Raw genomic sequence first — 12,990 nt, 5'->3', positions numbered from 1 at the left:
ACCTGTTCAGGCTTTGTTTTACCATCGGAAACTGCGGTCAAAACAGATAACGATACAGACTGGCGCCGGCCAGGATCAGATAGCTGACTGCAACCGTGGGTTTCAGTGCCGCTTGCAGGTAGCAGCCAATCAAACCGCCGACGCCCGGCCGCTCCGCCAGCCAACTGGTTTGCCACTGGCAAGCAATATCCTTACCTTCGCGCAGCGCCGCTTCTAATGCCAGTAACCGCGTGCCGGCGCGGTCTTGCTGTGCTTTCCACAGGGCTTCGTTGAGCCAGCAAAAACCAATCAGACCAGCCTGCAGCACGACACTGCTTTCATTTTCAACGAGAGCCAGCCACAGGCTCAGGCACAGCAGCCGCAGCCACAACGCGTGTTTCTCCATTTGATCATAACTTTGCTGCAATTGCAGCCATTCCTGTTGTGTTGCGTGCATTACGGCCGTCCTGTGTGATGAAATACCAACCAGCCTGCGGTAAAAATACAGGCTGGTCAAGCCTATTACTGCTGCTGGAGCTGCTGCTGGATCCACTGATCAGTTTGTTGTTCCAGGATAAGCATCGGCATCGCGCCGCCGAGCAACACCATGTCATGGAAGGCCCGGATGTCAAACTTATCGCCCAGCGCCTGACGGGCTTTTTCCCGCAACTCGACCAGCTTTAACATACCGAGTTTGTAACCGAGCGCCTGACCCGGCCAGGCCATATAGCGTTCAATTTCGCTGATCACATCGGAGGACGCGGTACCGGTGGTGTCGGCCATATATTGGATCGCTTGCTCGCGGGTCCATTTTTTCGCGTGCAGGCCGGTATCGACGACCAGCCGTACTGAGCGGAACAGTTCAGCCTTCAGCCGGCCTAAATCGCCGAACGGATCATTTTTGTACATGCCCATTTCTGCTGCAACCAACTCGGAATATAAGCCCCAACCTTCCGCATACGCATTGTATGGTGCGATACGCTGCAGCAATGGCAATTGCTCCTGTGCCAGATTCAACGCGATCTGCCAGTGATGGCCAGGATTGGCTTCATGGTAGGTCAGTGTTTTTAAATCAAATTTGGCGTTGGCTTTCATGTCGGCCAGATTGATCCAATAGATGCCAGGTTTGCTGCCGTCGATGGCCGGCGAAGTGTACTGACCACCAGCAGCGCTGTCCTGCACTTCAACCGGAATGCGGCGTACTTCGACTGCATAGGGCGGGCGGGTTTTAAACTGTTCGCTGATGCGGCCATCCATCTCTTTGATATAGCCGTTTAAATCCGCCAGCAGCTGGGCGCGGCCGGCATCTGAATCTTCATATAAAAAGCGTGGTTCTTCATTTAAGGCCGCCATCCGATCGCCAACACTGCCTTCGTTGTAACCGTTGGCTTTAAGGATTTTGTCCATGGCTTTGCTGATACGAGCCACTTCGTCCAGACCCACCTGGTGGATTTGTTCCGGTGTCAACGCTGTGTCACCTAACTGGCGCACTGAATAGGCATAAAAATCACTGCCATTCGGTTGTGCCCAAATGCCAGCTTCGGCACGCGACGAAGGCAATGCAGCTTTCACCTCATCATGTAACTGCTGATAGGCCGGTGCGACCACAGTGCTGATCAGTTCGGCGGCCTGGCTCAGATATTGGGTTTTGCTGGCGGCGTCTATGTCGGTGGTTGCATTGAGTTTTTTCTCGAAATCCTGATACAGCGCATGGGCTTTTGCATCCGTTTGGGCATAAGTACTGAGAATTTTGCTCGATTTATCCAGCAGCACGCGAGGTGGTAACCAGCCAGATTTTTGGTCTGTGGAGAATTTATCGCTGACTGAACGCAAGGCCGGGCCAAATTGTTCCAGACGTTGTAGATAGTTTTGCGCGTCGGCGGCGTTCTTCACTGGGTGCGAATTTAACAAGGCGCCCGGCATATCAATGGTTGGGCCATTGATTTGATTAATAATAAATGGTGAATGACCCATCCAGATATCGATGTAACCTTGCGGAAAACGCGGGTCGCCGGCGTAAAAAGCCAGAATATTGGCCATGACTTGCTGGCTGATGGCGTTGGCAGCTAATTCTGGCAGTGGCAGAGCACTCAGTGCTTTGGCATTCACAGCCATGCTTTCACGCAGGGCATTTTCCGCGCTGCTGTTATAAAACTCCATCTCACCGGCAAAGGCTTTGCCAACCTGACTTTCTGACAAACTATACGCTGAAGCACTGAGTGGACGCGCCTGAAACAAGGCTTGCGTTGCCGCCTGATAATAATCGGCTGCATAAGGACTGGCGGTTTTGACGGCTGGCGTGGCTGCGACGGGTTGCGGCTGGCTGGCACTGCTGTCGGCCGCTGGCTGACATGCGCTGAGTAATCCGGCGGCAATCGCGACGGTGAGTAAAGATAAACGCATCAAAAAGTCCTCAGAGATCAATTATGCAAAAGTCGTTATGATACACCTTTTCATCGCAACATCAGCACGGCTGGCCGCTGTAACACCACAGTCTGACCGGATCTGCTACGGAGTATTTACAGATGTATGGCAAAGGCAGCCGGCAGTACCGGCAAATCACCGGAGTCCTGAGCTTTGCTGCTGTCGTGGTCTTTGCCAATCTGCACGCGTTACAGCCACTGCTGCCTGAACTGAGCCGGTTGTTTGTGCTGACGCCGCTGCAGGCCAGTTGGAGCTATGCTATCGGTACGCTGACGCTTGGTTTGTCACTGCTGTTTTACAGTGCCGTGTCCGATGCGATTGGCCGGCGAGCCTTGCTCGGTTTCAGTCTGATTGGCATGACCTGCAGTACCCTGTTGCTAACGCAGGTCGAATCTTTTAGCGCACTATTGTGGGGCCGCGCCCTGCAGGGTTTTTTTCTTGGCGGCTTACCAGCCATCGCCGTGGCGTACATGGGGGAAGAACTGGAGAAACCCGCGTTGTTCACCGCGGTTGGCCTCTATATCAGCGCCAGTTCTTTGGGCGGCATTTCCGGGCGGGTTCTGGCAGGTTTCAGTGCAGAACTTGGTCACTGGCAATGGGTATTCTGGTTGTGGAGCCTGCTGTCACTGGGATTGCTGTGGGCATTCTGGCGTTATCTGCCGGTGTCGCAGCATTTTGTTCGCAAAAAGTTTTCGGCACGTCAGGCGCTCAGCGACAACTGGTATCACCTGCGGCAAAAAGTCTTGTTGCTGACGTTTCTGCTCGGCGGGCTTAATTTTTTTATCTATCTGAATCAATATACTTATATTGCTTTTGTGCTGGCTGAGCCGCCTTATTCGCTCAGTTCCGGCTGGATCGGTTTGTTGTTTCTGACTTACCTGACCGGCACTTTGGGCTCGGCTATTTCGGGCAAAGTCGCGCGACGGATGTCGATCCCGCATGGCATGGCGCTTGGGGTTCTCATTATGATGGCAGGTTCCATCTGTACGCTGTTACCGGGGATCCTGTGGATAGTCGTCGGTTTTTTTATCAGCGCTTTTGGTTTTTTCTTAACGCATAGTCTGGCGACCAGCTGGGTCAATCAGCATGCAACACATGCCAAAGCCAGCGCCAGTGCGCTTTATCTGGTGTTTTATTATCTGGGGGCCAGTACCGGAGGCTTGTATCTGCACTGGTTCTGGCAATGGCAAGGCTGGATGGGCGTGGTGCTGGGGTCTTTAATCGGCTACGGCGTGGCGTTGTGGCTTTGCGCGATGTTGCGCAACTTTCGCTTGCCTGTGGCCCACTTCGATTCTGTGGTTAACAGCTCGCCGCCAGTGCCACCTGCTGTAGATTAAGTTCCTGCAGTTCACCGGCTTTAAGATCGGGCAAGGCCAGGGCGCCAATCCTGATGCGCTGTAGCTGCAGTACTTTTAACCCAAGCTGCCTGCACATATAACGAATTTGCCGGTTTTTGCCTTCGGTCAGGGTCAGTTGCAGCAGCGCAGGGCCCGGCAGCTCAGCCAGACAGGGGCGTGCCTCAATCCAATGCGGTCCCGCCTGATAACGCAGACCATCGCGCAACTGCTGCAACATCGTATTGCTGACCGCTTTGTCGACCTGGACCTGATAGGTTTTCTGATGCTGCTGCGCCGGGTGCAATAAGCGCTGTGCAAAAGTGCCGTCATTACTGAGCAATAACAAGCCACAGCTGTCTTTATCGAGCCGGCCTATGGCAAACACGCCCGCAGGCAGGTGCTGCAATATTGTGGCGATGCTGTGCGGATCTGATGCCCGGACATTGCAGTCGACGCCCACAGGTTTGTGATAGGCCCAATATTGCCGTGGTGGCACGGCGGGTAACGGCAAGGCATCGAGCAATAACTGGCTGTCATTTGGCAGCCAGTGGGACAGTTTAAGTGGTGCAGAGGCGGCAGGGACCAGACTCAACCGGCTGGCGTCGAGCAGCGCCTGTTGCGAAGCCGGTGGGATCCCGGCTTCGGTCAGGCGTTGCCATAAACGCTGGCGCGGCTGCTGGCTTTTCATGCCGGATTAAGCAGACGTACCTTGTGGTTTACGCGCCGGTGCTGGCCGGTTTTGCTGCGGACGTGGGCTGTTCTGGCCTGCGCCTTGTGGTTTACGTTGACCTTGTGGCTGACCCGGACGACCACCAGGCCGTGGTGCGGTATTGCCATCAGCGCCATTGGCGGCCGCTGGTTTACGCGCCGGACGTGGAGCACCTTGCCGAGGCGCAGCCCGTTCACCGGCCGGACCTTTTGGCTGTGGGCGTGGTGGGCGTGGCGGACGTTGAGTCAGCTCTTTATCGTTCAGCTGCAAGGACGGATCAATAGTGATGCTGCCTTGCGGGATCTTCATGCCAATCAGCTTTTCTACCTGTTTCAGCTGGCTGACTTCATCCGGATACACCAGTGACACCGCCAGACCGGTCATACCGGCACGACCGGTACGGCCAATACGGTGGACATAATCAGCTGGGCTGCGTGGCAGCGTGAAGTTCACCACGTACGGCAGCTGGGCGATGTCGATGCCACGCGCGGCCACATCAGAGGCAACCAACACACGGATCTCATTGGATTTAAAACCGGCGAGGGCTGCGGTGCGGGCATTCTGGCTCTTATTACCGTGAATAGCCGCGGCACTGATGCCGGCTTCATTTAACTTGTCGGTCAGGCGGTTGGCTTCATGTTTGGTCGCCATAAATACCAGCACTTGTTTCCAGTCATTTTTAGCGATCAGCTGGATCAGCGTGGCTGATTTCTGGCCTTTGGCGACCTGATACACCTGCTGTTCAACTTTTTCTGCGGTACTGTTTTGCGGCGCCACACTGATGGACATCGGATTGTGCAGCAGTTTGTTGGTGAACTGTTTAATGTCATCAGAGAAGGTGGCAGAGAACAGCAGGTTTTGCCGTTGCTTTGGCAGTAACGCCAAAATTTTCTTGATGTCGTGGATAAAGCCCATGTCCAGCATGCGGTCAGCTTCATCCAGCACCAGCGTTTGCACCTGATTGATTTTCAGGGCGTTCTGGCCAATCAAATCTAACAAACGACCTGGGGTTGCGGTCAGAATATCAACACCGCCACGCAATGCCTGCATTTGTGGGTTGATGGACACACCACCAAACACCACCAGATGTTTCAGTTTTGGCTGCAGGTGTTGGCTGTATTTTGCCACTTGTTCACTGACCTGCGCGGCCAGTTCGCGGGTTGGGGTCAGAATGAGTGCGCGAACCGGGCGCGGATGCGTCGCCGGTTGACTCATCAGCTGTTGCAGGATCGGCAGTACGAAGCTGGCAGTTTTGCCGGTACCGGTCTGGGCAGCAGCCATCAGATCGCGGCCACTCAGCACCGCCGGGATGGCTTGTTGCTGGATCGGAGTAGGCGTGCTGTAACCAGCATCAGTAATTGCCTGTAACAGCTTCGGATCTAAATTTAACGCAGAAAACGACATATCAACCCCAGGTAGCACAGCGCGCCGGGGTGGGGCTGTACGAAAAAGTCGCGCATTCTACCTTGGATGCCGGGCGCTGGCTATCTTTGTGTCAGGATTTCGCCGATCCGACATTCCTCTATCCTCAAGCAAAATGCAGGGCTGCTAATGTACAGAGACCTTTACCGACCGAACCGAAGCGATCTCCGGCGATTAGCGGGACATCTGGCAATAACTGCTGCAATTGTCGCTTGACTCCGCTCGCCGCTGAAGCGCCGCCGGTTAAAAAAATCTGGTCAGGAACAACTCCGGCTGCCGTCAGGCAATCACTGATCAGCACTTTTAAACTGTTCATTTCGACATAAAGCGCATGATCGAGCATCGCATTGTCCAATTCAGTACCAAGGCCAGGGTGTAACCGATCCAGATTGACCTGTACTTTGGTTGCCGTCGCGAGACTGATCTTGGCTTGTTCCGCTTGTTGCACCAGATAATAACTGAGGTGCTGCTGATACAAAGTTTGTAGCAATGCCACCTGTGCAGGCGCTGCGGCTATTTCCAGTAGCTTGCTGATCTCTTTTGCGGTGGCAGGTTGATAAAACTGCTCCTGTGCATAGATATCGATGATGTTGACTGCATCACTGAACAAAGCCGACGGCAGCGGTTTACCGCTTTGCGCCAGACTGCCGCGGCCTAATAATGGCATCAGGCCATAAATTGCCAGTTTGATATCCATATCGACGCCGCCAAGACGCCGGCCGGCGTGACTGAGTAAATCGGCACTACGGTCAGCCTGATGCGCGTGATTTGGGCCTAAGCGGATTAAGCTGATATCAGACGTGCCCCCTCCAATATCGACGACTAACACCAGTTGCTCTGACGTTAGCGTACGTTCATATTCAACGGCCGCTGCGACCGGTTCATAGGCAAACTGCACTTCGCGAAAACCGGCACTGGCCGCTGCGGCACGCAGCAACGTCTCGGCGCGGGCATCACCGTCGGCGCCATCAATACCCTGAAAATGCACTGGCCGGCCGATCACGGCATATTCGGCATGTTGTTGGCTACTTTGATCCGCGCATTGGTGAATGTGTGACAACATCAGACCACACACTTGCTGGTAGAGCTGAGTTTGCAGCGGATTGAGTCTTGAACCCAACATCGACTTGGGCGAGCGGATAAAAATACCGCCGAGAGGATCGGTGCTGTAGCGGTCGTGTGCGGCCTGGCCCAACAACGCCATCTGTGGTTGGCGCAACAGCTGTGCCAGTGAAGGCTTTTTCTGAGTGTCGTCATCAACGTCATAACTTTCCGGCCATGGCAGGTATAACGCCGAGCTCAGGTAAGAAGAGCCGGCTTCCAGTGCCAGCAATTCCGGTTGACGCGACAGGCTGAGTCTTCCGGCTGTGCAGTTAGAGGTACCAAAGTCGATACCGAGATAAGATGAATGCATAACGTGCTGGCCCTTAAGCTTTGCGCCAAAAAAGCGCCGCAGTATACCGAAGCCGCCAACAGACCCCAAATTTCTGCCGGATAATTTTATTCTGACTGACACTCTGGCAGGTTTTTTGCTGAATCTTTGGCAATTCAGCGGTTTTTTTATTTGTCCGGGGGTTCCATGCGACATTCCTGCTTGATCCTGCTGGCCCTGAGCGCCAGTTTGGCGGCTTGCCAGCAACAACCAGATCGGCAAGAAACTGCCGCGTCCGTGCAGGATGTGGCCGTAGGACCAATCTTGATGTACACCGAGCGGCTGGCTGGCAGATTATTTGCCGGAGTGCAGCCTTTGCCCAAGGGCGCGCTCGCTGTCGTTAGCTTTACCGAATTGCGCAGTCTGACGCCGGATCCATATAACCTGTCACAGAATTTGCTCGGATTACAATTGCAGGAGAGCATGATTGCAGTGGCTTCACAGCGTGGTTATCAGGTCAAAGAGTTGCGAGCGGGCCAGGCCGTTGAAGTTTTCAGCGATCATGAGCGTTTGCTGACCCGTGATTTAACTGAACTGGCGACACAACAGGCTGTGCGTTATGTCATCGTCGGAACGCTAAATCAGGCTGAACAGTACACTACAGTTAATGCCCGGATGGTCGATATACAAACCAATACCGTTGTGGCTGCGGCGTCAGACCTTATTCCGGCTGAAGTGCTGGGCGCTACTGAACAAGTGCAGCTGCGGCAACAAAAGTTATATCGCCAGAGTGACAATTAAGGTCGCCGGAATCATTTGGAACCAACTATGAAAAAAATTCACAGTCTTTTGTTGTTATGCCTGACAGTGTTATCCGGTTGTGCCAGTTGGGAGCGTTATTCGCTGCTAACCGGCGGAGATGACGCTGGTTCGGAAGTCGCTTTACAGGGCCCGGCGAAACAGTCCGCAAAACCGCAATATTATGTCAGTCCCGGATTGTATGACGGCGAAGCCTATCAAGCCACGCAGCAGGCTACACAAAAAATGCAATCGCAATATCAACCACAAGCTGCAGTCAATGTGAATCATTATGTGCAAAGCATGATGCATGATTTAGTCGCCAATCTTGATCTGGTGAATCCGCAAATGGTGATAGGCATGACCAGTTTTGTTTACCTGGACGGTCCTTATGATCAAACTGATTTGCTCGGCAATCAGTTGTCTGAGAGTTTTATGCATGAAGTGCATCAGTTTGGTCTTGGCGTGATCGACTTCAAAACCACCGATTACATCCGCGTGACGCCGCAGGGCGATTTTGTCTTCAGCCGTGATTTCATGGAACTCAAAGAAGAACAGCCGATTGAGTTTGTGCTTGGTGGCACTTTAGTGCGCCACCAAGGCGGGACTTTGATCAATGCGCGGCTGGTGTCCGTGGCCAGTAAAAAGGTTGCTGCAACTGCACAGGGCTTTATCCCACAACAGGTTGTCGACGCACTCTATCAATCTGGTGGTGCAGAAAAACTGTTACTGAAGCAGGGTGAATAAAATGAAAAAAACGGCATTGAGTTTGTTTTTACTCGGTTTGTCCGGCTGTGCTCAGTGGTGTGAGTGTGACAAACATAGCCGTGCTACATCTGATTCGGACACGACAGTCGCAACCGAACAGTCTAGTCCCACCGCTGTTGGCACTGATGGTTACGTGCTGCAAGACAAACCGATGGCTGAAGCAGAACCGGTCGGAACCATTACCAGACCCTCGCAGCTTGATATGGTTGCCAACGACCCAAACGCCCGGCCATTTTTACCTGTTGCAACAGCTCAGCCAAGGCTGACCCGCAAGATGCTGCCGTCGGAGTTTCCAGTTGCAGTTGAAGCGGGTGCCATGCTGGCATCACCATACCCACATCTGCAGCATAGTAAGAAGCAGCTGACAGATTATGCCGGCCAGCTTGGTTTTAAACTGGCCGCATTTGACGTGTTAAAAGGCGCTAAAGTGGGCGTGACCAGCTTTGTTGAATTTGATGACAGTTTGCAACACAGCAATGCGCTGGGCAATCAGTTCGCCGAAGCCATGGCGACGACACTGCCACAACACGGCGTGGAAGTGATTGATTTTAAACTAACTAAAAAAATCACCGTCAGCCGGGAAGGGGATTTTGCCTTGTCGCGTGACGTCCGCCAGTTATCAGAAAAAGCTGGCATGGATTACATCCTGGTGGGCACTCTGGTGACAACGCGCCGGGGTGTACAAATTAACAGTCGAGTAGTGTCGGTCAGAGGCCAGCAAGTGGTCGCAGCAGCATCAACCTTGTTACCACATCTGGTATTACAACAAATTCAGCCATGAAATCGATGATAGTCAGGTAAATCACAGATGCCTGTTTATACAGGCGCTGATTATTTAATCTATTGATTTCAGAGCGATTCACAGCACTGTGACCATCTGTTAGACTCTTTGCTCTGCTGCCTCGTAGTTAAACTGGATATAACGGGTGCCTCCTAAGCGCCAGTCGTGAGTTCGAGTCTCGCCGGGGCAGCCAGTTTAGTCTTCTGTGATATCTGCCTCATCGCCAAAATCGTCAACTGGTTTGCGGTTCGGCATTGCCAAATCTCCCGCTTGAATGTTGGCGAGTAAATCGGCATTTACACTTTCCGCCCATGCCGCTTCACTACTCAGTTGTGTAATTTTCACCGTCAGCTCGGTGACTGCGAGTAAAGGTTGGATCCGACCAAAGCTATCGGGGATTTCGCGGCGATGGACCAGCTTGAAAGTGTCACCAATACTGGCGCCATGTGCTTTGCCAATACTCAGTAGGACTTGATTTTGTTTCACTTGTATCACTTCGGCCTGCAGGGGTTCACAGCGGATAGCTTCTTCAACATCCATGGCCGCTGCGTTTAAAATTCGTTCCGCTGCCTGACCATAAGGTGTCTCCCAGAACCGGTGATAGTCTGGATCGAGATTGGTTGATTTCCGGTAGGGCCACAGAGCTGTGGTCTGGTATTTTTGACTGAAAACTGTTCGTTCTTCAGCTAAATCAAATACTTGCACTTGCAAATGGTAATAGCGGTCCCGATCAGCGTCAGTCCAGAACGTCCAGTTGGTTCCTGTGGTGCCACCTAACGAAACGTCGTCAATACTCGCGCTGAGCACATATCGGGCGCCAAGCTGTTGTTGCAGTGCTTTACGTTCGAGGTAACTTAAAGCAGTAACATCGATAGGATTGTTGTAGGCGGCAGGCCAGCTGCTATGGCCAACCTCTTCCAATTTACTGCTAAATACCTTGCCACTGACTTTACCAATATTAAACAGGTCGCCCACAATCGCTTGTTCGGGTATCGCCAGTTTGAAGGGAGTGATCAGTAATTTTTTGCGATAGGCCAGCGTTGGGCAAATCGCTTCTGTTGGCTCAATATCAGCGCGGATAGTTACTTCAAAATAACCATCGCGCGTCATTTCTGAAACTAACTGCACATTTTGAACTTCACCACTACTCTCAACCTGCAGACTTTCTTGCGTCAATAATCCGTCAGTAACTTGTTGGACACTACGGATACTGACACCAGCAAACAGCAAAGCGCGCTTTACTGCATCTTCAGTCGCCTGGGCGCGTGCTGTCGCTTCATCACCCTGCCTGATCATTGCCCGGCCGGTAGTTTCATACCACTGGGCAGTCGCTGGCAAGGCTGAGATCCCGAGCAGTGCCGGGACCCATAATTTGGCTGATGATGACATAACACAACTCCGCATTCCGATATTGGACTGATTAAGCAAAGACTATGCCTTAGCTGCGGAATTTCTCTAGGTACTGCAGTGTTGGCGTGATTTCTGCAAAGTTTATGCAGTCATGTGCTGGAATTGTTTGCCACACATCATTTATCCGGAGAGTTCAGATGCGCATTGTGTTTATCTTCCTCAGCTTGGGACTGCTGTCTGGTTGCAGCATGTTTTATGACCGTGAAGTTCAATGGGAAACAGTTCCACCCAAGACATTTCCGGTGATTAAAGCGGTCGGCTACGCTCCGTTAGCGGAGCAAAAAGCGGATAGTGCGGAGCAACGTATGCTGATGGCGATCAAAGCATCTAAATTAGAAGCATACCGCGAGCTGGCAGAACAGGTTTACGGCCAGAAAGTGGATTACAAAGTAACCATGCAGCAGGCGGTGATTGGCAATGACAAGTTGAAAGCGTCAGTTCAGGGGATTATTAAGGGCGCCCGCGTCGTAAAAACCTATCCGGTTGGCGAATTTTATGCCACAGAGATGGAATTGGATTTCAAGCAAGTATATGAAATTTATCAGAATTCATCGCCAGTAAGACGAATCAAGTCAGTTAAATATTATTAAGTGTGATAATTATTCGGTGTGATAAAGAACAGAAGTGATACAGATTGCCTGATCTTATCAGGCTTTAATGCCTTTGCCGACAGAGTCAAGGGACGGTTTACCTTTAGCGTTATAAGTAAGCCCTGACTTACCGCGTTGTTGCAGTAACTCATGTTTAAAGCGTTCAATTTTCAGTTGGCTTTGCTCTAATGTCAGCCGGTTGATTTCATTTTGTTCTTTGCACAGCAGCAACACGCTATCAATGCTACGTATCTGGCTGATCAATGGCTGAGCTGTTTTCAGCTGGGGTAATTGCGGGTGGCTGGCGATCTGTTGGTCCAACTGCTGGATTTGTTCAAGCCGTTGCAGTTTGACAGCAGAGTTTTCTTCAAGGGCGGTAATATCACGATTGCTGATGGCGCTGAGCTCTTGCTTCAAAAGCAACAAAAGCACTTCGAGGTGCTCTTGTTGTTGAGTCAGTAAGGAGAGGACAGGGGGCTGACTGTTCATTTTTTACCGAACAACTCGCCTTCAAATTGCACGATGCGACGTGCTAACTGTTCTACGTTCACTTTATATTTGCCTTCAGCAATCGCCTGCTTGATCTCGTCAACCTTTTTATGGTCGATGCCCGAACTATTACTGGCTTTTTCCTGAGCTTTGGTAAATTGCTGCGCCTGACTAGTCAAAGACACAGAATCCTGACGTTGTGCAGGTTGACTAATAGCAGTCTGCTGCTGTGCAACCTGTTGTTGTTTCTGAATATTTTGGTCAACTTTATCAGTTTTCACTGTGGTGGTTGCCGGCACCGTTTGATTCACATTAATAGACATTTTGACACCCCATTGACCTGCTGGCCTCTTCCTTGACCATTTTAACGGCAGCTCCTGCTGAAACTTTAGGACTATTTACAGATTTATCGCGACTCTTTTCACTGCAGTGACGCTGGCCTGAACCTTGCGCCCCGAATTCAGATTTTGTACCTGAATGTTGTCGCCTAAACTGCCGTCTGATAACGCTTTGCCGCTGGTTGCAACGATCAGACTACCAGAGATCCCTTCAATTGTAACCATATCTCCCTTACATACAAGGCAAAGATCCTGCAGAGTTAATATCTGGCCACGGCTGAGTGACCTTTTAGTCCTGGCTCCGTCCAGCAGTTCAGGATCTGTTACAACAGCGCCGCGACTAATGAGCTGGTCTCTGGTTTCCAGTTGGATCATTTCTTTGCTCAGAATGACACCGGGAGCCAATTGCCGGCGGCTTACAACTACCTCCTGCATTTGACTTACCTTTGCACTTAAATAGATTTGCCAACCCAACTCGGTTTCACACAGTACTTTAATGCTGTTCTGAGTTTGCAACTTCGGATTTACCAGACTGAATTGCAAAGGAACAGCACATTCCCGCTCCTTACTGCG

At 51.8% G+C, this 12,990-nt stretch carries 14 protein-coding genes and 1 tRNA gene; 6 read left to right on the top strand and 9 right to left on the bottom strand.

Annotated elements, in window-relative coordinates; all coding sequences use genetic code 11:
• Window positions 1-37: 37 nt before the first annotated feature.
• The gene (locus tag ACQ66Q_RS07305) at window positions 38-436 is read right to left on the bottom strand and encodes a hypothetical protein (protein ID WP_430456189.1); all 399 of its coding nucleotides are present in this window, start codon (window positions 434-436) and stop codon (window positions 38-40) included.
• 65 nt (window positions 437-501) lie between these two features.
• Window positions 502-2,382, bottom strand: a complete 1,881-nt coding sequence (locus tag ACQ66Q_RS07300) for a DUF885 domain-containing protein (protein WP_430456188.1) — start codon at window positions 2,380-2,382, stop codon at window positions 502-504.
• 122 nt (window positions 2,383-2,504) lie between these two features.
• Between ACQ66Q_RS07300 and ACQ66Q_RS07295 the strand changes: the two genes are divergently transcribed.
• Window positions 2,505-3,740 carry an MFS transporter gene (locus ACQ66Q_RS07295; RefSeq protein ID WP_430456187.1) on the top strand — a complete coding sequence of 412 codons (1,236 nt, stop codon included), beginning with the start codon at window positions 2,505-2,507 and terminating at the stop codon, window positions 3,738-3,740.
• Here ACQ66Q_RS07295 and ACQ66Q_RS07290 read toward each other — a convergent pair.
• From ACQ66Q_RS07290 to yegD, 3 genes are all read right to left on the bottom strand, one after another.
• A complete protein-coding gene (locus tag ACQ66Q_RS07290; protein WP_430456186.1) occupies window positions 3,703-4,428 on the bottom strand; it encodes a pseudouridine synthase in 726 nt (241 codons plus the stop codon). The genes ACQ66Q_RS07295 and ACQ66Q_RS07290 overlap by 38 nt on opposite strands.
• A 6-nt stretch (window positions 4,429-4,434) precedes the next feature.
• Window positions 4,435-5,853 (bottom strand): DEAD/DEAH box helicase, encoded by a 1,419-nt coding sequence (locus ACQ66Q_RS07285; protein WP_430456185.1) that lies wholly within the window; start codon window positions 5,851-5,853, stop codon window positions 4,435-4,437.
• Window positions 5,854-5,977: 124 nt separating this feature from the next.
• A complete protein-coding gene (gene yegD / locus ACQ66Q_RS07280; protein ID WP_430456184.1) occupies window positions 5,978-7,285 on the bottom strand; it encodes a molecular chaperone in 1,308 nt (435 codons plus the stop codon).
• Between the two features lie 165 nt (window positions 7,286-7,450).
• On the opposite strand from yegD, the gene ACQ66Q_RS07275 reads away from it, so the two are divergent.
• The 4 genes from ACQ66Q_RS07275 to ACQ66Q_RS07260 all read left to right on the top strand — a co-directional run bounded on the left by ACQ66Q_RS07275 (window position 7,451) and on the right by ACQ66Q_RS07260 (window position 9,783).
• Window positions 7,451-8,044 carry a FlgO family outer membrane protein gene (locus ACQ66Q_RS07275; protein WP_430456183.1) on the top strand — a complete coding sequence of 198 codons (594 nt, stop codon included), beginning with the start codon at window positions 7,451-7,453 and terminating at the stop codon, window positions 8,042-8,044.
• 27 nt (window positions 8,045-8,071) lie between these two features.
• Window positions 8,072-8,788 (top strand): FlgO family outer membrane protein, encoded by a 717-nt coding sequence (locus tag ACQ66Q_RS07270; protein ID WP_430456182.1) that lies wholly within the window; start codon window positions 8,072-8,074, stop codon window positions 8,786-8,788.
• A gap of 1 nt (window position 8,789) precedes the next feature.
• Entirely contained in the window at window positions 8,790-9,590 is an 801-nt protein-coding gene (locus ACQ66Q_RS07265; protein WP_430456181.1) for a FlgO family outer membrane protein, read from the top strand.
• Window positions 9,591-9,707: 117 nt separating this feature from the next.
• Window positions 9,708-9,783 (top strand) — tRNA-Arg (locus ACQ66Q_RS07260).
• A 2-nt stretch (window positions 9,784-9,785) separates the two neighbouring features.
• Here ACQ66Q_RS07260 and ACQ66Q_RS07255 read toward each other — a convergent pair.
• The gene (locus ACQ66Q_RS07255; RefSeq protein ID WP_430456180.1) at window positions 9,786-10,979 is read right to left on the bottom strand and encodes a flagellar assembly protein T N-terminal domain-containing protein; all 1,194 of its coding nucleotides are present in this window, start codon (window positions 10,977-10,979) and stop codon (window positions 9,786-9,788) included.
• 158 nt (window positions 10,980-11,137) lie between these two features.
• On the opposite strand from ACQ66Q_RS07255, the gene ACQ66Q_RS07250 reads away from it, so the two are divergent.
• A complete protein-coding gene (locus tag ACQ66Q_RS07250; protein WP_430456179.1) occupies window positions 11,138-11,590 on the top strand; it encodes an LPP20 family lipoprotein in 453 nt (150 codons plus the stop codon).
• A gap of 57 nt (window positions 11,591-11,647) precedes the next feature.
• On the opposite strand, the gene flgN is transcribed toward ACQ66Q_RS07250, so the two are convergent.
• The 3 genes from flgN to flgA form a co-directional block, all read right to left on the bottom strand.
• On the bottom strand, window positions 11,648-12,079 hold the full coding sequence (gene flgN / locus ACQ66Q_RS07245; RefSeq protein WP_430456178.1) for a flagellar export chaperone FlgN: 432 nt from the start codon (window positions 12,077-12,079) through the stop codon (window positions 11,648-11,650).
• The gene (gene flgM, locus ACQ66Q_RS07240; RefSeq protein WP_430456177.1) at window positions 12,076-12,402 is read right to left on the bottom strand and encodes a flagellar biosynthesis anti-sigma factor FlgM; all 327 of its coding nucleotides are present in this window, start codon (window positions 12,400-12,402) and stop codon (window positions 12,076-12,078) included. Before flgM ends, flgN begins: the two co-directional genes overlap by 4 nt.
• Before the next feature lie 75 nt (window positions 12,403-12,477).
• A complete protein-coding gene (gene flgA / locus ACQ66Q_RS07235) occupies window positions 12,478-12,960 on the bottom strand; it encodes a flagellar basal body P-ring formation chaperone FlgA (RefSeq protein ID WP_430456176.1) in 483 nt (160 codons plus the stop codon).
• Window positions 12,961-12,990 lie beyond the last annotated feature (30 nt).

It is taken from the genome of Rheinheimera sp., from assembly GCF_965283995.1.
Taxonomy (GTDB): Bacteria; Pseudomonadota; Gammaproteobacteria; order Enterobacterales; family Alteromonadaceae; genus Pararheinheimera.
This window is presented reverse-complemented; position numbering and strand designations above follow the sequence as displayed.